Source organism: Stenotrophomonas rhizophila, from assembly GCF_003651185.1.
Classification (GTDB): domain Bacteria; phylum Pseudomonadota; class Gammaproteobacteria; order Xanthomonadales; family Xanthomonadaceae; genus Stenotrophomonas; species Stenotrophomonas maltophilia_Z.
This window is the reverse complement of the sequence record NZ_RCDC01000005.1, coordinates 220,490-239,401: the sequence shown is the minus strand read 5'-3', so window position 1 is coordinate 239,401 and position 18,912 is coordinate 220,490. Positions and strand designations below refer to the sequence as shown.

The 18,912-nt window shown below is 65.9% G+C and carries 13 protein-coding genes, 2 tRNA genes and 1 pseudogene; 1 reads left to right on the top strand and 15 read right to left on the bottom strand.

Features of this window, described 5'->3' with window-relative positions; genetic code table 11:
* Positions 1–25: 25 nt before the first annotated feature.
* The 7 genes and pseudogenes from lpxK to uvrB form a co-directional block, all read right to left on the bottom strand.
* On the bottom strand, positions 26–1,048 hold the full coding sequence (lpxK, locus tag BCL79_RS12685) for a tetraacyldisaccharide 4'-kinase (RefSeq protein WP_121041690.1): 1,023 nt from the start codon (positions 1,046–1,048) through the stop codon (positions 26–28).
* The gene (gene msbA / locus BCL79_RS12680) at positions 1,048–2,796 is read right to left on the bottom strand and encodes a lipid A export permease/ATP-binding protein MsbA (RefSeq protein WP_121041688.1); all 1,749 of its coding nucleotides are present in this window, start codon (positions 2,794–2,796) and stop codon (positions 1,048–1,050) included. Before msbA ends, lpxK begins: the two co-directional genes overlap by 1 nt.
* Entirely contained in the window at positions 2,793–3,215 is a 423-nt protein-coding gene (locus BCL79_RS12675; protein WP_019183376.1) for an ExbD/TolR family protein, read from the bottom strand. The genes msbA and BCL79_RS12675 overlap by 4 nt, the downstream gene beginning before the upstream one ends.
* Before the next feature lie 3 nt (positions 3,216–3,218).
* Entirely contained in the window at positions 3,219–3,893 is a 675-nt protein-coding gene (locus BCL79_RS12670) for a MotA/TolQ/ExbB proton channel family protein (protein WP_121041686.1), read from the bottom strand.
* Positions 3,784–6,278: pseudogene (locus tag BCL79_RS12665) on the bottom strand (DNA internalization-related competence protein ComEC/Rec2). Before BCL79_RS12665 ends, BCL79_RS12670 begins: the two are co-directional and overlap by 110 nt.
* Before the next feature lie 179 nt (positions 6,279–6,457).
* Positions 6,458–6,532: transfer RNA gene (locus BCL79_RS12660), tRNA-Val, on the bottom strand.
* A 107-nt stretch (positions 6,533–6,639) separates the two neighbouring features.
* Complete coding sequence (uvrB, locus tag BCL79_RS12655; RefSeq protein WP_121041682.1) at positions 6,640–8,670, bottom strand: excinuclease ABC subunit UvrB; 2,031 nt, start codon at positions 8,668–8,670, stop codon at positions 6,640–6,642.
* Between the two features lie 155 nt (positions 8,671–8,825).
* Between uvrB and BCL79_RS12650 the strand changes: the two genes are divergently transcribed.
* Complete coding sequence (locus BCL79_RS12650) at positions 8,826–9,458, top strand: GspH/FimT family pseudopilin (protein ID WP_121041680.1); 633 nt, start codon at positions 8,826–8,828, stop codon at positions 9,456–9,458.
* Here the strand turns inward: BCL79_RS12650 and BCL79_RS12645 are convergent.
* The 8 genes from BCL79_RS12645 to ppnN all read right to left on the bottom strand — a co-directional run bounded on the left by BCL79_RS12645 (position 9,421) and on the right by ppnN (position 18,794).
* Positions 9,421–9,497, bottom strand: a tRNA-Asn gene (locus BCL79_RS12645). The genes BCL79_RS12650 and BCL79_RS12645 overlap by 38 nt on opposite strands.
* A gap of 70 nt (positions 9,498–9,567) precedes the next feature.
* The gene (locus BCL79_RS12640) at positions 9,568–9,984 is read right to left on the bottom strand and encodes a type IV pilin protein (RefSeq protein ID WP_183073773.1); all 417 of its coding nucleotides are present in this window, start codon (positions 9,982–9,984) and stop codon (positions 9,568–9,570) included.
* A gap of 23 nt (positions 9,985–10,007) precedes the next feature.
* Positions 10,008–14,591: a pilus assembly protein gene (locus BCL79_RS12635; protein WP_121041676.1), complete on the bottom strand. Its 4,584-nt coding sequence runs from the start codon at positions 14,589–14,591 to the stop codon at positions 10,008–10,010.
* Positions 14,588–15,070 (bottom strand): pilus assembly PilX family protein, encoded by a 483-nt coding sequence (locus BCL79_RS12630; protein WP_121041674.1) that lies wholly within the window; start codon positions 15,068–15,070, stop codon positions 14,588–14,590. Before BCL79_RS12630 ends, BCL79_RS12635 begins: the two co-directional genes overlap by 4 nt.
* A 7-nt stretch (positions 15,071–15,077) precedes the next feature.
* Positions 15,078–16,259 carry a PilW family protein gene (locus BCL79_RS12625; RefSeq protein ID WP_259462170.1) on the bottom strand — a complete coding sequence of 394 codons (1,182 nt, stop codon included), beginning with the start codon at positions 16,257–16,259 and terminating at the stop codon, positions 15,078–15,080.
* An 8-nt stretch (positions 16,260–16,267) separates the two neighbouring features.
* Positions 16,268–16,732 (bottom strand): type IV pilus modification protein PilV, encoded by a 465-nt coding sequence (pilV, locus tag BCL79_RS12620; RefSeq protein ID WP_121041670.1) that lies wholly within the window; start codon positions 16,730–16,732, stop codon positions 16,268–16,270.
* Positions 16,729–17,244 carry a GspH/FimT family pseudopilin gene (locus BCL79_RS12615; RefSeq protein ID WP_121042207.1) on the bottom strand — a complete coding sequence of 172 codons (516 nt, stop codon included), beginning with the start codon at positions 17,242–17,244 and terminating at the stop codon, positions 16,729–16,731. Before BCL79_RS12615 ends, pilV begins: the two co-directional genes overlap by 4 nt.
* Positions 17,245–17,405: 161 nt before the next feature.
* Positions 17,406–18,794: a nucleotide 5'-monophosphate nucleosidase PpnN gene (gene ppnN / locus BCL79_RS12610; RefSeq protein WP_121042205.1), complete on the bottom strand. Its 1,389-nt coding sequence runs from the start codon at positions 18,792–18,794 to the stop codon at positions 17,406–17,408.
* Positions 18,795–18,912 lie beyond the last annotated feature (118 nt).

Below are 18,912 nucleotides of genomic sequence, written 5' to 3'. Positions count from 1 at the left end.
TGTGCCGCAACCGGCACCGGGCCCGTCAACGCTTGCCGAGTTTCTCGACGCGGTCCAGCAGGCTGATCCAGAACGCCGCCGGCAACTCGGCCGACAGCGGCACGGCGAAGTGCCATTCGGTCGCGAAGGCCTTGCACTTGACCGCGTCCTTCTCGGTCATCAGCACCGGCAGTTCGCTGCCGAAGCGCAGATCGGACGGCTGGTAGGCATGGTGATCAGCGAAGGCATGCGGCACCACGCCGATGCGATGCGCGCGCAGCATGTCAAAGAAGCGCTGCGGATTGGCGATACCGGCCACCGCATGCACGCGCTGGCCCTGGAAATGCGAGAGGCGCCGCGCGCGGCCGCCCTGCAGCGGCTGTGCGCTGTCGATGCGCAGCTGCATCGGCCATTCGCCGAAGCCGCAGGCGGTCTGCGCTTCGGTGCCGTCGCTGGCCTGGCCCATGTTGACCACGCGGAAATCGCAGTCGCGCGCACGGCTGGCCGGCTCGCGCAGTGGGCCGGCGGGAATCAGCCGACCGTTGCCGTAGCGGCGCTGTGCGTCGACCACTTCAATTTCGATGTCGCGCGCCAGCCGGTAGTGCTGCAGGCCGTCGTCGCAGACGATGATGTCGCAGCCCGCCTCGACCAGCGCCTTGCCGGCCGCCACACGGTCCGCATCCACCCGCACCGGCACGCCGGTTTTCCAGGCGATCAGCACCGGCTCGTCGCCGCCGACGGCGGTATCGGTACTGGCCAGCACCCAGCGCGGGGTGCCCGCATCGTCGCGACCATAGCCACGGCTGGCGACCCCCGGCTTCCAGCCCGCTTCGCGCAGGCGGTTGACCAACGCGATCGTCAGCGGGGTCTTCCCAGTGCCACCGGCGGTGACATTGCCGACCACCACCACCGGCACCGGCAGCGAATGCCGTTTCAGCCAGCGACGCCGATACGCCATCCGGCGCAGCGCGACCGCCGCACCGTACAGCGGTGACGCCAGGCGTGCCAGGAACGGAATGGCGCTGCCGTCATACCAGTACGACGGCGTGTGCGTGCCCTTGCCTGCCATCAAGGCTGCCTTTCGCGGAACTGCATCTTGTGCAGGTGCTCGTACAGGCCGCCCAGCGCCAGCAGTTCGTTGTGCGTGCCGCGCTCGACGATGCGGCCATGGTCCATCACCAGTACCTGGTCGGCATGTTCGATGGTGGACAGACGGTGCGCGATCACCAGCGTCGTGCGCTCGGGCATCAGGCGCTGCAACGCATCCTGCACCAGGCGCTCGGACTCGTTGTCGAGCGCGGCGGTGGCTTCATCCAGGATCAGGATCGGCGCGTCGCGCAGGATCGCGCGGGCGATCGCCAGGCGCTGACGCTGGCCGCCGGAGAGCAGCGCACCGTTCTCGCCGACCGGCGTCTGCAGCTGCTGCGGCATGCGCGCGATGAACTCCCACGCGTTGGCCGCTTCGGCCGCGGCGCGGATCTGCGCTTCGGTCGCGTCCATGCCGTAGGCGATGTTGGCGCCCACGGTGTCATCGAACAGCATGACCTTCTGCCCAACCATGGCTACCTGGCGACGCAGGTCCGCCAGCGGGTAATCGTCCAGCGCCACCCCATCCAGCGTGATGCGGCCACCGCTGGGTTCGTAGAAGCGCGGCACCAACCGGATCAGGCTGGTCTTGCCGCTGCCGGAACGGCCGACAATTGCCGTCACCGTGCCCGGCTTGGCCACGAAACTGATGTCGTCCAGCGCGATGCCGGTATCCTCGCGATAGCGCAGCATCACGTGCTCGAAGGCGAGCTCGCCCCGTGCGCGGCCGATCCTCTGGATGCCTTCGTCGCGCTCGACGGGCATATCGAGAATCCCGAACAGGCGCTCGGCCGCGGCCACACCGCGCGAGATCGAGGTCTGCACGCTGGTCAGGCGACGCAGCGACGGAATGATCGCCATCATCGAGGTCATCAGGCCCATGAACTGGCCCGCGTTGAGCTTGCCGGCCAGTGCCTCGCGGGTCGACACCCACACGATCACCGCCAGCGCCAGGGCCGCCAGGAACTGCACCGTGCTGGAGGCCAGCGCGCGCGTGGTTTCGACCTTCATGTTCAGGCCGAGCATGCGGTTGGCCAGACGGGAATAGCGCGAGATCTCGTGCGCCTGGGTGCCATGCACCTTCACTTCCTGCTGCGCGGCCAGGGACTGCTCGGCGGTCTGCGCCATGCCGCCCATGCCGTCCTGGATGCCACGGCTGATCCGGCGGTAGCGCTTGCCCACGATCGAGACGATCACACCGATGAGTGGCACCACCACCAGCATCGCCATCGTGACCTTGATGCTCATCTGCAGCATCACCACCAGCATGGCGATGATGGTGAGCGTATCGGCCACCAGGGTCTTGAGCGCATCGGCGCTGGCCTGGGTGACCTGCTCGGTATCGAAGTTCAGGCGGCTGACCATCACCGGCGTGGCTTCAGCATCGAAATGCGAAGACGGCAGATGCAGGTACTTTTCCAGCACCTGCTCACGCAGGTCGCGCACCACGCTGCGCCCGGTGCGGGCCAGCGCGTAATCGCTGACCAGGGTGGCCAGGCTGCGCATCATGAACAACCCGAGGATGGTCAGCGGCAGGATCACCGCCATCCGCGGCTCCGGGTTGACGAACCCCCGGTTGACCAGCGGCTCCATCAGCTTGGTGAAGCTGTAACCGGCCAGGGCCTCGACCACCATCGCGACCACGGCGGCGACCATGAACACCCAATAGGCACCGGTATACCCGAGCAGGCGCTTGTAGATCGGCCAGACGGGGGAATGTTTCTTGCTCATGGACGCACCTCCGGCGCGGTAGCGATGGCGATGCGGCGGAAGCCCAGCTGGCCCAGAGCATCCTGGGCCGTGACGACAGCCTGGTAAGGCGTGCGCGCGTCGGCGCGCAACAGCACGGTCTGTTCCCGATCGCTGCCGGCGACGGCGGCAATCGTCTGCTTGACCGACTCGACGTCGGTGCGCAGCACTTCCTGGTCGTTGATGAAGTAACGCCCCTCGGCATTGACCAGCACGCTCAGCGAGCGCGGCGGCTCGGTGGTGTCCTGCTGGCTGGCGGTCGGCAACTGCAGCTGCAACGTCGAGCGCGCATCGAAGGTGGTGGTGACCACGAAGAAGATGATCAGGACAAGGATCACATCGATCAGGGGAACCAGATCGATATGCGGCTCGTCCTGGATCCGGTCATTGCGGATGCGCATCCGTCAGCCCTTGACCGTGACCGGTGCGGCGCCGGCCGAACCAGCGGCGGCACGCGGCCCGTTGTTCATCACGCCCGGGCGACCATCAAGCGCATCCAGCAGCGCCGACGCCTCCTGCTCCATCTCGATCACGTAGCCGGCGATGCGGCCTTTGAAATAGCGATGGAACATCAGCGCCGGAATCGCCACGATCATGCCCGTGGCGGTGCAGACCAGCGCCTTGCCGATACCGCCGGCCAGCTGGTTCACATCGCCCACGCCGTGGTCGAGGATGCCCATGAACATCTGGATCATGCCGACCACCGTGCCGAGCAGGCCCAGCAGCGGACCGGCCGAGGCGATCGTGCCAAGGGCATTCAGGAACCGCTCCATGCGGTGAACCAGATGCCGGCCGGCATCTTCGATGCGTTCGCGGATCTGGTCGCGCGGGCGGTTGCGTGCTTCCAGCGCGGTCGCCAGCAGCGCGCCCAGCGGCGAGTTGCCGCGCAGCGACTGGATATGACTCGGGTCGAGCTTGCCGCGCGCGGCCCAGTTGCGCACTTCCTGGCCCAGCCCGGGGGGCAGGACTTCATTGCGCCGCAGGGTCCAGAAACGCTCCAGGACGATTGCCAAAGCCAGTACGCCCAACAGCAGCAGCGGCAGCATCGGCCAGCCACCGGCCTTGACCAGTTCCCACACGTTTCAATCCTCCGGCCCAGCGGCCGCCTGTTTGATCGCCGATAGGATAGCAGCCGGCCGGCTCCGCTCCGCGGCATCCCACCAACGCCGCTCGAAAACCCGTTGTTCACGCACCTGCAGGCCGTCACGCCCGAGCCAGACCCGCACCGCGCCGCTCTCGGAGGTGTTGAGCACCTCGGCGCCCACGGCCTGCCAGCGCTCCACCACCTCGGCACGCGGATGGCCAAACCGGTTGCGGTGACCGGTCGAGACGATCGCCAGCCGCGGCGCGACGGCCGCCACCCAGGCCGGCGTGGACGAACTGGCACTGCCATGGTGCGGAACCACTACTGCCTGGGCCGCCAGCAGCGCGCCTGCGTGCTGGACCAGCAGGGCCTCGCTGCGCTTCTCGATGTCCCCGGCCAGCAGAATCGCCCCCCGGCTGGTTTCCAGCCGCAGCACGCAGCTGCTGTCGTTGGTCGGCTGCGGTTCGTCACGCGGGGGATGCAGCACCCGGAACGTCACGCCATCCCACTGCCAGGATTGCCCGGCATGGCAGGCCGATGCGCGGCCGCGCAGGGCGCCGGGCGGCGCCTGCAGCGTCGCGCCGGGAAAGCTGCGACGCACCCCGCGCAGGCCACCGGTGTGGTCGCGATGGTCGTGGCTGATCATGATCCGATCCAGCCGCCCCTGCCCCAGCGCACGCAGGGTCGGCACCACGATCCGCTCACCGGCATCGAAGCCGTCCTCGGCCCCCGGCCCGGTGTCGTACAGCAGCGTGTGCCGACGCGTGCGCACTGCTACGGCCAGGCCCTGCCCCACGTCCATCACCAGCAGTTCCACCTCGCCCTCGGCCGGCCCATGCCGCGCCGGCCACAGCAACGGCAGGCACAGCAGCAGTGCGGGGACCCGGCCACCACTGCCACGCGGCAGCAGCAGCCAGAACACGCCGAACACGGCCGAGATCAGCGCCCAGCGGTTGGATTGCGGCAGCCACCACAGCGACAGCTCGCTGCGCGCGGCATACCCGAACAGCCACCAGCTCGCCTCGAAGCACCACGCCGCCAGCTGCCACGGCCAGCGCCCCGCCCCGTCGATCAGCGCCTCCAGCGCGGTGCCCAGCAGGGCCAGCGGCACCACCACCATCGTCCACCAGGGAATCGCCACCAGATTCACCAGCGGCCCCGCACGCGAGGCCTGCCCGAACAGCGCCACGGTCAACGGCAGCAGCGCCACGCTCGCCACGCCCTGCGCGCCCAGGAACCCCCGAAGCCAGCTCTCCTCGCGCCCGGGCAGGCACCAGATCAGCCACAGAACACCGGCAAAGCTCAGCCAGAAGCCGGGCGCAAGGACGGCGAGCGGATCGACCAGCAGCATCGCCAGCGCCGCCAGGGAGAGCGACTGCGCCACGGTTGCCCACCGCCGGCTGCAGCGCGCCGCTGCCACCACCGCGATCATCAGCACGGTACGCACCGTGGGCAGCGCGAAACCGGCCGCTGCGGCGTACAGCGCCGCGCCTGCGACGGCCGCCGCCGCAGCGCCCATCGGGCGTGGTACGTACAGGCCGAGCATCGGCAGGCACCGCCAGAGCCCGCCTGCCAACAGTGCAGCGACACCAGCCACCACGCCGACATGGAAGCCGGAGATCGCCACCAGGTGGGTCACCCCCAGCGCGCGCAGGTCATCCCAGTCGGCCTGGCTCAGGCCGCGGGTATCGCCCAGTGCCAGCGCCTGGACGAAACGACGGCCATCGCCCTGGACCGCCCTGGCGATCGCACTGGCCATCCGCTCGCGCCACGCGGGCAATCCGGTTGGCTCACCCAGCGGATGCGCCTGGGCAGGTTCCCGCACGTACCCGCTGCCAGCCACCCGTTGCCGCAACGCAAAACCCTCGGCGTCGAACCCGCCCGGGTTTACCCGCCCGCGTGGCGCCCGGACACGGACCGTGACCGACCAGCGTTCGCCGGCTCGGAGCGTGCGCCGGCGATCATCGGCTGCACCACGGAATCCGTCATACCAGCCCAGGGCGAGGTCCCGGCCGCGGAGTTCGCGTGGCATCGCCGGATCATCATCGACCCGGAACCGGAAGCGGGTGCCCCCGGGACCGTGGTCGGGGAGACTGATCACGCGGCCGTGCAGCGCATGGTCCACCGGCGGCCCACCGGGGGGCAGCTGCTGCGCCAGCCCGGCGTGAGCGTGCATGGCGGCCCAGCCGAGACCGGAAAGAGCAGCACCGAGCAGGCGGAGGCGGGAGGGCAGGATCCAGAGCAGGATGCCGGCAACTGCGGCGGCGACGCCCCACCCCAGCGGCAGCAGCCGGGGCGAGAAGACGATCGCGCAGATGCCGGCCAGCAAAGCGACCACACACGCCTTGCCGAAAATGGGAAGAGACGCGTGTGCCCCCATGCCGCCGGTGTGTAGCACTCGCCGCATGTGCAGCACCCAGGAAACCCTGAGTGTCGACCGTGGGCGCAGTGCGGGGTATCAGTGCAGCATGCAGGGCGTTGTCAGGAAATGCACATAGCAAAAAAGCCAACCCGAGGGCTGGCTTTTCTGTTGTGCCACGACAGTCTCCGGGACTGAAGTGGTGGGCGGTACAGGGTTCGAACCTGTGACCCCTACCATGTCAAGGTAGTGCTCTACCGCTGAGCTAACCGCCCGTTTTGCTTTCCTGCCCCGCTGCGAATGCGTCGGTGCAGGCCGCGTATATTACGGACGCCCCCCGGAAAGCGCAACACTTTTGTGAAGATATTTCACAACGTGGTGTTCAGCCCAGACTGGCCTCCTTCAACTGGCGGATCTGATCGCGTACGCGGGCCGCATCTTCGAACTCCAGATCGCGGGCGTGCTGGTACATCTGCTGCTCCAGGGCCTGCAGGCGCTTGGCGATCTGAGCCGGCTCCATCGTGCGGTAATCGGTGGACTCTTCGGCCACGCGCCCGCCCTTGCCTTTGCCCTTCCCTTTGCCGCGCGACTCTTTCTCGGCCGCTTCCGAACGCGCGCCTTCGAGCACATCGGTGATCGGACGCAGCACCGATTTGGGCACGATGCCGTGCAGTTCGTTGTATTCGACCTGCTTGGCGCGGCGGCGGTCGGTCTCGTCGATCGCGGCCTGCATCGAGCGGGTCATCTTGTCCGCATAGAGGATCGCCTTGCCGCGCAGGTTGCGCGCGGCGCGGCCGATGGTCTGGATCAGCGACCCGGTCGAACGCAGGAACCCTTCCTTGTCGGCATCCAGGATCGCCACCAGCGACACTTCCGGCATGTCCAGGCCTTCGCGCAGCAGGTTGATGCCGACCAGCACATCGAACTTGCCCAAGCGCAGATCGCGGATGATCTCCACACGCTCGACAGTATCGATATCCGAGTGCAGGTAACGCACGCGGATGCCGTGTTCGGTCAGGTACTCGGTCAGGTTCTCGGCCATGCGCTTGGTCAGCGTGGTGACCAGCACGCGGTCGCCCAGCTTGATGCGTTCGTTGACTTCGGACATCAGGTCATCGACCTGGGTGCCAACCGGGCGGATTTCGACCACCGGATCGATCAGGCCGGTCGGGCGCACCACCAGCTCGGTGATCTCGCCTTCGGTCTCGCGCAGCTCGTACGGCCCCGGCGTGGCCGAGACATAGATGCTGCGCGGGCAACGCTCTTCCCACTCTTCGAAACGCAGCGGACGGTTGTCCAGTGCCGACGGCAGGCGGAAACCGAACTCGACCAGGGTTTCCTTGCGCGAGCGGTCGCCTTTGAACATGGCGCCGATCTGAGGAATGGTCACGTGCGATTCGTCGATCACCAGCAGCGCATCCGGCGGCAGGTAATCGAACAGCGTCGGCGGCGGATCGCCGGCGTTCTTGCCGGTGAGATGCCGCGAGTAGTTCTCGATGCCGTTGCAGTAGCCGACCTCGGCCATCATTTCCAGATCGAACTGGGTACGCTGCGCCAGGCGCTGCGCTTCCACCAGCTTGTTCTGTTCGTACAGCTGTTCCAGGCGGACCTTCAACTCTGCCTTGATCGTGTCCACCGCCGACAGCACGCGCTCGCGGGTGGTCGCGTAGTGGGTCTTGGGATAGATCGTGTAGCGCATCATCTTGCGCAGGCTTTCGCCGGTCAGCGGATCGAACATGCTGATCTGCTCGACCTCGCCTTCAAACAACTCGATGCGCACCGCTTCGCTGTCCGATTCGGCCGGGAACACATCGATCACCTCGCCGCGCACGCGGAAGGTGCCGCGGTGAAGCTCGAACTCGTTGCGGGTGTACTGCAGCTGGGTCAGGTGCTTGATCAGGTCGCGCTGGTCGATCCGCTCACCGGTGGAGAGGATCAGGCGCATCGACAGATAGTCCTCGGGCGCGCCGAGGCCGTAGATCGCCGACACCGTCGCCACCACGATCGCATCCGGGCGCGACAGCAGGGTCTTGGTCGCCGCCAGCCGCATCTGCTCGATGTGCTCGTTGATCGAACTGTCCTTCTCGATGAAGGTGTCCGACGAGGGCACGTAAGCCTCCGGCTGGTAATAGTCGTAGTAGCTGACGAAATACTCGACCGCGTTGTGCGGGAAGAACGACTTGAACTCGCCGTACAACTGCGCCGCCAGGGTCTTGTTCGGCGCCATCACCAGCGTGGGTTTCTGCACCCGCTGGATCACATTGGCGACCGTGTAGGTCTTGCCGGAACCGGTGACGCCGAGCAGGGTCTGCTTGGCGATGCCCGCCTCGAAGTTGGCGGTCAGTTTCTCGATGGCCGCCGGTTGGTCGCCCGCCGGCGAATACGGGGATACAAGTTGGAAACGATCGCTCATGGTGCCGCCACTGCCGGGAAGCCTTCAGTATAACGGCCGGGTTGGTGACGGCCTGTTGAGGGGAGTGCCGACAGCAAAACGCGGCATGAACCGGCGGCGGCGGGGCCTTCGGGCCGCCAGAGTGAAGGTTGCCTGCCCCCTCCTGGACGGTCACCGTGAAACACTCCCGCCCAGCCACCTGCGCCGGCGTGACGCTGATCCAGTCGCTGATCGCGATGGCGGTCATGGCCGTGCTCACGGGCATGGCCCTGCCGGCCATCAAGCAGACCCGGGAACGCCTGCAGGCCGACAGCCTGCGCATGCAGCTGGCCTCGGCGTTGGCGACCGCGCGCAACACGGCGATCACCGAACGGCGCCCGATCGCGGTCTGCCCCACTGACGATGGCGTGACGTGCGGCCGGAACTGGAGCCGGGGCTGGGTGCTCTATGCCCCCGCAACGCCCTCCTCGGCCGAGGCTCCCTCCGCAGGTCACCTGCTGGTGCAGCAGCACGCCCGCTCGCGGCTGAGCGCCGGGGGGGAGTCAGTCCAAGCCCCGCATCCAATTCCGGCCGGATGGGCGGCTGAATGGCAGCAATCAGTCAGTCACCTTCTGCCTGGACGGCGCCTCCCAAGGGAAGGTGGTGGTCAGCCTTGCAGGCCGGATACGCAGCGAGCGGCCGCGTGGTCCCGTGGCCTGCTGAGGCACGCGTTGCCCGCCGCGCGGAAACACAAAAAGCAAAAGCCGCGATTGCTCGCGGCTTTTGCAGATCTGGCGCCCGAAGTTGGACTCGAACCAACGACCCCCTGATTAACAGTCAAGTGCTCTAACCGGCTGAGCTATTCGGGCGGGGTGCGCATTCTAGCCAGCATCGGCAGTGTGATGCAAGCACTCCCACACAACCCGCGATATGCCAGCGTCACCAGCACCCGGAGACGGTCTTTTCAGTGGGCTTCTTGCGCCCCGCCTGATCCAGCGCCAACGTGCCGCACTTGTCCTTCGCCTGGGTTCCGCCGGCCACCGGGACGGCCTGGATACCGAACGTACTCGCCGTCGGGTCCTTGTCGAAAGACAGGGTGTAATGTGCGGTGCCATCGCGCGGTGACTGGGTGAACTGCAGCGTGGCGGTGGCGTACGTGTTCTGGACCGTGTGGTAACGCTCCAGGTTCTGGGCCAGTTCCACCAGATCGGCCTTGGCCTGGGCGCGCCGGGATTTCCGCACGGAGTCCTGGTAGGCCGGCATGGCGATGGTGGCAAGGATGGCCACCACGGCCACCGTAATCATCAGCTCGATCAGGGTGAAACCGGCGACCCGGCGGCGCAAAGCGGTCTGCATGGGGGCTCTCGTCATGAAGGTCATCAGCGCACCTGCCGCCAGGACTGGCGTCCGCAGGGGCGCGGCATGTACAGCGGATCCGCACCCGGTGCACGCAGCACGAAGGTGCACTGGTTGGCCTTGATCAACTCATCCACCGTGCAGGTGGCCTTGGTCGGGTCGCACGGGGTCAACTTGGGCACGAAGATGTTGCTGTCCTTCACTGGTGGGCCGCTATTGGTGGCCCCGCCCTTGGTCAGCGCGATGCCGCCGCAGTTGCCTGTGCACAGCGAATCGCCCCCGATGTCCAGACTGAGGCCTGTCATCGATCCAGCGCCGGTGAGCAGATCAAGCGAGTACATCCAGTTGGTGCCGCCACCGCCGCCGCAGACTGCCTGCCCCGGCTCGTAGGTGGTGAATACCACCTTGCGGTCCTGGATGGTCGGATAGCCAACGAAGCGCTCACCGGCCACCACGTCGCCGACGATCAGGTCGGTATACCAGCCGCGCTGGCTCACATAATTGACGGCGTTGCTGCTGACATCCCGCAGCGAGTACCCCCCGCTTCCGGCACGCGAGGTGATCTGCTGCGAGATCAGGTCACCGCGCCCGCCAATCGTCGAGCTCATGTTGTCCCAGACGCCGTACAGCGATTGCACCGGCGAAGACGAACTCACGGAATTGTCGTCATTGGTGAAGTACTGACCGGTGCCGAACACGATGTTGTAGCCACGCCCGGCCGCCTTGGAGACCTCCAGCCCCCCCATGATCGGCTGGGCGACACTGTTGCGGCTGGCGGTGAACAGCGGCGCGCCACTGTAGGCCACGGCCCACTTGCTGGGATCTGGATCGCGGAGGTCGAACTTCCACAGGTTGCCCTGCATGTCACCGCCATAGACGGTGTCGGCGATCCCGTTGTTGTTGTAGGCGGCCACCGGGGCGACGTTGATCAGGCCGTTGCGCAGCGCATAGCCGCTGCCGCTGGGCGACAGCCGCTTGAGCACCTGCCCGGTCTGGATATCCACCACGAACAGCACCGGCTTGCCACTGGATGCATTCACGCCGTTGCCGAAGATCGCCACGAAACGCGGCGCGCTGTCAGCCGCGCTGCCGGCGACCGGAACGATCACCGGCTTGCCCAGCGCGAAGCCCATGTCCGAATCGGTCTTGCCCGAGACTTCCCACAGCACGTCATCCTTGGTGAAAGCCCCCGGATTGCTGATGTTCAAGCCGAACACCGCGCCGTTGCCGACAGCCTCTGCATTGGGCGCGCGGGTGGCGCCACCGGCACCGGTGGAGCCGACCAGCACGGTATGCCAGGCATCGCCGTAATAGACGTCCGACGAGGTCAGCGCGCCATCCACGTAGTACCGATGCGAATAGGTCGGATTGGCCAGCTCGGCCATGTGTTGCAGCGATGCGGACGGAATGAACGCGAAGAGTTCATTACCCGCCGTTGTGCCGGTGGAGGCGTCGAAGGCGTGCAGCATGCCGTCGTTCGCGCCGACATACACCATGGTGCTCCGGCTCTTCTTCGCGGTCAGGTAGTCGTTGTACCGGGTCGCCAGCGTCGCTTTCCAGGTGGGCGTGGAGCCCCACGCGCCATAGCCGTAGTTGTCGGCCGTGGACACGATCTCGGTGGTGGAGTTGACGATATCGCCAAGAATCGAGCCACGCGAGCGGAAGCCGCTGATGGCCGAGCCTTTCAGGTAGTTCACCAGATCGGCCACGCTGTGCGAGCCGAACCAGTCGGGAATCGAGCTGCTGAAGCCCATGTTGGCCAACTGGGCCTTGCGGTCCGCACCCGGGACATCGTTTGCTTCGAACGGTGCGGCCGCCACCGGCACCAGCGCCCCGCTCCCATTGACCGTGGTCGGCGAGGTTGCCATGACGATGGTGCGGCCACTGGAACTCATCTTGGTCGAAGCGCGCCACAGCTCGATGTCATCGGTTCCCGTGTCGGACACCTTGCTGGCAACGACATCCCCCACCCAGTCATTCGTTCCGGAGGCGACCTTGTAACTGGCCGAGACCGTGAACGAGCCCGCATTGATACGCGCACCGGACCCGCCGCCAGCCACCGGCGCGTCCCCCTCGGCTGCACTCTCGAAGATCGCCTCCAGGGCAGCCTTGAGCGCGGCCGGGTTACGTGCCAGGAAGTAGTTGTCCGGCGTGCCCGGCACCTTGGTGTCCCACTTGCCACTCGGGACACCGTACTTGGCGGCGTACCAGAGCGGACTCTGCAACTGGTTGGCCTGGGATCCGCTGAGCTTGTAGCGCACCACCGAAGGCTTGGTCCAGTTATTCGGCGGGTTCTCGGTGGAGCTGAGCACCGAGCCATTGCTGTTGCCAGGACGCAGCAGCAGACGCTGCACGTTGTTGGCCGCATTGGAGCCAACGATGGTATAGCCGGTCAGCATCGCATTGCCTGCATACGCCGACAGATTCTCAAGGCGCACCAGCACCTCGTCTTCGCCGATGGTCGCACTCAACAGTTCGTTGGAGCACACGGTATTGTTCGGCGAACGCCAGCACATGTCCGCGATGCCCGCCTTGTCGCCACAGGCTGCGCCGACGCAGTAACTCATCATGGTCACAACGTCGTTGTCATGGTCGTTGCCCCAGAGCGAATCCTCCCAGACCAGCGAGAAACTGCCGGACTTTCCGTCGGCACGGTACGGGCGCCCGTAGACGCGTTTGGGCCCGACCGCCGCCTCTTTGGTCCCGATGCCCACCGAGCCCAGGAAGCAACTGCGCCAGCCATTGCTGTTGAAACCTGCGCCACCCTCGTTGTTGGCCTGGCAAAGAGGAGACAGCGAAATCGTGCCGCCTGCGACGCTGATGTCGAACTTGGGCAGGTTCTCGGACATGGCCACCGTATACGTGGTCGCCGTGACCTTGTAATCGCCCGGCTTTCCTGCCAGGCCCGGCCGCAGGTCCGTCTCGGCGGCCGCCTTGGCCAGGCCCGCGATCAGATAGCTGCCTTCGGTGGACGGAATGTCCGGGCAGATACCGCGGACCAGGCTGAGCTGGTTCACCTCCAGCGCCTGGCAGATATCCTCGTGCGTATTGATCGATGCGTAACGCGGCGTTGCGGTGACGCGCCCGGCCAGGTAGCGCTTGCCATTGATGCCTTCAGCGGCGCCAAGCGCATCCGTGGCGGACTCCGCCGAGGCAAGATGCGGGACCGAGCCGACGTTGTCACTGTCAAAGGACGGCAGACCCGAGGACATCACCAGGATGTTGCAGGTCGCGCAGTACGAATTTCCGCCCTGCGCAGGGCTCCGATAGGGATCTTTCCACTCCACACCGACGGGCAGTCCGGACAGATCGCCGGTGTCGTCATACACCTTCGTGCCGGCACCGACGTAGCGCAGTGCCTCGGCATACATCTCGGCCAGCGGATTGCCCCACGCACTGCACTTCTTGGCCTTGTCACCCGACGTGCCCGGGTCCAGCAGGTTGCCGCGATCACCAAAACCCTGGCGATTGAGGATGCTGTAGTCGTTGCAGTCGTTCCAGTTGTTGCTCCAGTTCCACTGATCGATGCGGAAGTTGGACATCGTGTTGATGATGCCCTCCGTCCCGCTGTTGCGCGCCAGACAGAACTGCCCGGTGGCCAGGTTGATCTCATCGCCGGCATCACACAGCTTGCTGCCGTTGCCGGCGATCTTGCCGATGTTCCTGCGCAGGACCCCGCCATCGCGCGGGTGGGAATAGGTGCCGCTCACCAGGCCGAAACGCAAGCGCCCGCTTTCACCGTAGGCCTGCAGCAGGCCGCTGGGCTTATAGTGATCCTTGGTGCCATCGTTGTACTTGCGGCAGAAGCTCTCGCGATGCGCATCATTGGCGGGGTCACAAACTTCCACCCGGACGTCGTAGTCGGTCGTCGCCTTGGGCGTATCCGCTCCACCCTCGCCGGTACGGTTGACGCCACACTGATACGAAGCCGTGGACGCCCACTCGGACCAGTTGCCACCGGCCACCCGCATCAACGGCGCGCCGTTGGCACTGATGCTTGCGTTGCAGAAGGATGTGGTCGAGGTCAATGGCGTGAAGCTGTTGATATCGGCGCCGGCATATACCTTGACCCAGGCATGCAGGTCGCTGGGAATCTGCGCGCGCTCCAGGACCGTCTTGGCCGCATCATCGGTGGAGCGTTGGCCGCCGTAGAGGACGTAGCGCATCACGTCCAGCCGGCTCATGGTCACCCAGTTGAGGAAGTTGCCCGACCAGCCCGTGCCACCACAGCTGTGCCCGTTGGTGCCGGTCGCCGGACCTGATGCCTTGAAGTGATTGCTGGTGTAGCTGTAGCAGAGTTTTGAATCGAAATAGCCTTCGTACGGGAACTTGTCCTGGTACGTGGTATCGATGATCTTGTCACCGTCCAGATCGCTGTAATCGCTGTAGGCCTTGTTGAACAGCTGCTCATCGCGCGACATCACCATCATCATCAGCGGCGGCTGGCTCTGCTTGGTATACAGCGGCTCCTGCGCGATGTCGTAGTCGCCCAGCGCGGCGCGCAGCGGCACGACGCGACTGAGCAGGAAGCCCACCGCGATGACAAGGAAGCCAATGCGCAGCCAGTTGATCGTGCGCTTGCTGAAATGGAAGCGATCAGAGGTCATGGGATATAGATCGTGTCGACGACCGCACTGGCCGAGGGATTGGTCGGTTCGTCACTGGCCAGTGCAGTGATCTGGTAGATGTTGCCGGTCTCTTCGTTCTGACGCTCACCCACGCGCGCACTGGAGGCTGCGAAGCACTTGTCCAGGCGCCGGGTATAGCTCGCCTTGGCATCAGAGGTCCCGTCGGCCCAGGTCAGGGGATCGAAGATCGGGCTGCACTCTTCCTGCTTTGCCGTGTAGGTTCCGCCGGCCGCCAGGTCGGTATCGATGGTGTTCTCCAGCGTGCGTGCATCAGCCTCGGCATTCTGGAAGGCCAGGTTGGTGCGCAGGTAGTTGGCCGCCATGCGCTCCTGCATGCCGGTCACCTGCATGCCTGCTACGCCGAGAAGGGCAAGCAGGATCAATATGATGAGGGCGACATACAGCACGGCACCGTTCTGGCGGCGCGGTGCGACAAAGGGTTTTGGACGCGATGCCATGGAAGCCTCAATTGCCATAAAGGCGATTACGTACGGCGATCGTGGTTTGATAGACCGTCCGGAAACGACCGTCCGTCGGCGCGGTGAAGGTGACGCCCATGGCTGTCAACGCCGCATCCGCGTTGGCCTGCGCTGCGGCTGACGGATCCGGGCTTTCCAGCACCAGGCCCAGCTGCACTGACCCGACCCGGCGCCACGCATCGGCGGCCGGCGTGATCGAGGCATCCACGTCGGCAGCGGTTCCCTGCCGATCGATGTAGCCGGTGGGCGGCGAGGCGGCGCTGAGCGAGCGATCCTGCCCATACAGCAGCTGCATGTTGCGGACCCCCTCCACCAATGCTTCCGGCGTACCCGCGACCAGGGCTTCACCGGGTTTGGCCGAAAACCGCACGCGATAGAGCGAACTCTGCTTGGTGGTGGCGTCGTAGCCGATGTAATAGACCACGCTCTCCGCGCGGTACAGCATGGCCTGGCCCGGCGTATAGAGGCTGGTGAAGCTGCCGGTGTTGTTCGGCGCGGACTCGAACGTCACGGTACCGGCAGACCCACTCACCGCGCTTGCCTGGAACATGGTGGCGGTCAGGCAGTCGGCGACACCGAACAGGCCCGGCGCTTCCACACCACTTTGGAGAACGGCCCAACGGCTGCTGTCGAAATTGAACACGGGCTTGTCGTCCGTGCCCCCCACCACGGTGACCGGGACACCATCGGGCACCAGAAACCGGAGCGCGACGATGTCGCTGCCGTCCACCCGATTGGTCAGCGCTGCGGCGTATTCCGTCGGCAGCGCCGGGGTGTACTCGATGCCGCCGGTCGACGGTGTGGCACTGAGGGTCAACGGGTCGCCGGGCTTGGTATCGGCGGCCTCGAAGCCCTGGATGGACTGCATGAAATCCAGCGCCGGGTGGCCGCCGGCATCGAACGTCGTATGCATCGAGCCAGGGCTCTGCACGTTGTGACTCTGGTCGTTGACGCAACCGAAGTGGCCGGCCATGCGCAGATCACGCTGCAGGAAGTCCATCGCGAAACGGCCATTCTCCTGCACGCGCGCCAACCCTTCCGAGAGGCGCGAGGCCGTGCGCGAAGCGGCGAACACCTGCATCAGGCCCAACAGCAGGACCAGGCCGATGACCATGGCGATCATCAACTCGATCAGCGAAAGACCGCGTACGCGTTCTCGGGACGACATGGCGCGCATCACAGCTGGGTCCTCGCCGCAAAGGTGGTGTCTGCGGCATCCAGCCAGCGCTCGTCGCCCCAGCTCACGCTGACCGTCACTTCATCGCCGCTGCGGGTCACCTTGGCACTGGCTTCATCGCCCAGGGCCTTGCCCAGCCGGCAGCGCCAGTCCGTCATGTACTGATCCTTGGTGATCTTGGCGCCGATCGGCGATTTGCAATCGGCGGCCTTGGTGGTGGCCGCGTAGGTGCCTACGTAGTTCGTCGCGGCGACGCGGTTGATCCGGATCTGGTCCAGCAGCTCGTAGCTGAGGTTGGTCGCCTGGGTGCGGAAATTCGCGCTTTGCACGAACCGCACGTTCATCGTCTGCAGCAGCGCGAAACCAAGCAGGCCGATGCTCATCACCACGATCGCGATCAGCACCTCGATCATGGTGAAGCCGCCCTGCCCTGCGCGCCGCGCGCCAAGATGTCTTGCCGTCACTTGCAGCTCTCCCGTTCCACACGTACCTGCCCCACCGCCGACAGCCGCAGCGTGCGCTGCAGCGGCAGGTCCCCGCACTCATCGGGCTTGAGGGTGATGTCCAGCGCCGATGCAGCGCGATTTCGACCCCGGCCGTCAAAGGCCAACGTCAGGTTGTTCTCGCTGCCCAGCATCTTGGTCGAGCCAGCCGAGTACCGCAGCACCGGTTCCCCGGAATCGAAACTGCCGCTGCCGTCGGCATCGGACCAGACCATCCAGCCGTCGCCCCAGGTATCACCGTTGCAGCTGGTGCCATCGGATGAGGCGCATACCCCCGCCCCCCGGGTGTTCTTCAGCGCTTCGCTGCGCGCCAGCGCCAATGAAGCGATCAGCTCGTTGGTGGTGGTGGCCGCCCGGTTCGAGCGCAGCACGCCCTGGAAGCTCGGAAACGCAATCACTGCCAGGATGGCAAGCACCGCGATGGTGACCATCAACTCGATCAGTGTGAAGCCGTTGGACCGGCGCAAAGACATGAAACGCTCCCCAGCGTTGATGACACAGAAGATGAACGTCCCGCCGCCGATCAGCAAGAGGCGGCAGGACGAACGGTCGCCCGGAGGCGACAGGCGTCAATCAGTTGACGCAGATCCAGACCGACGGCCGGCCCCTGCCCGCCGCCGGCCCGGTCAGGGCCTCAGGCCATGACCTTGTAGCAGGGCTGGTACTCGCCCGAGATCTTCATGCGGCGCTGTTCGACGAAGGCGCGCAGCAGCTCATCCAGGGCCTGCATCATGTCCGCATCGCCATGGATCTCGAACGGACCGAACTGCTCGATGCGGCGCATGCCGTCTTCCTTCACGTTGCCGGCCACGATGCCGGAGAACGCGCGACGCAGGTCGGCCGCCAGGGCATGCGGCGGACGGCCGTGATGCAGGTCCAGCGCGGCCATCGCCTCGTGGGTCGGCACGAACGGCTGCTGGTATTCCCACGGAATCTCGATCGACCAGTTGAAGAAGAACGAGTCCTTCTGCGCCAGGCGGTGCTCGCGCACGCGCTTGATGCCCTGGGCCATCTTGCGGGCCACGTTGACCGGGTCGCCGATGATGATTTCGTAGCGGCTGGCAGCTTCCTCACCCAGGGTGAGGCGGATGAAGCGGTCGATCTGCTCGAAGTACGGCGCGGCGACGGTCGGGCCGGTCAGGATCAGCGGGAATGGCAGGTCCTTGTTCTCGTCGCGCAGCAGGATGCCCAGCAGATACAGGATCTCCTCCGCGGTGCCGACACCGCCGGCGAACACGATGATGCCGTGGCCGATACGCACGAACGCTTCGAGACGCTTCTCGATGTCCGGCATGATCACCAGGTGGTTCACGATCGGGTTCGGCGACTCGGCGGCGATGATGCCCGGCTCGGTCAGGCCGATGTAACGCGTGGTGGTCTTGCGCTGCTTGGCGTGGGCGATGGTGGCGCCCTTCATCGGGCCCTTCATCGCACCCGGGCCGCAGCCGGTGCAGATGTCCAGCCCGCGCAGGCCCAGCTCGTAGCCGACCTGTTTGGTGTACAGATACTCATCGCGGCCGATCGAATGGCCGCCCCAGCAGACCACCAGGTTCGGGTCGCCCGGGTTGAGGATGCGCGCGTTGCGCAGCAGCCCGAACACCGCGTTGGTGATGCCTTCCGAAGATTCCAGCTCCGCCGCGTACGCCGGGCCCATCTCGATGGCCATGTAGGCCAGATCGCGGACCACCGCGAACAGCAGCTCGGCCACGCCGCGGATGATCTCGCCATCCACGAAGGCCATCGCCGGCGCGTTGACCAGATCGATGCGCACGCCGCGGTCCTGCTGGGCCACCTGGATATCGAAATCGGGATACAGATCGCGCGCCGCGCGCGGATCGTCCGAAGCACTGCCGCTGGTCAGCACGGCCAGCGCGCAGCGGCGCAGCAGCTCGTGCATACCGCCACCGGAGGCATCGCGCAGGCGCGCCACTTCCGCGCGCGACAACACATCCAGCCCACCGCGCGGGTAGATCCGCGCGTCCTGCACCGGCAGCGTCCGCGCCGGCTTTTCGTTGATCGTCATGTCCATCTTTTTCGCTTTCCTCAAGGTTACCGACTGTACCGCTGCCCCCTTAAAAAGCAAAACGGCCGGGAAACCCGACCGTTTGGACATCAATTCGAGGAGCCTGACATCTGCCCCA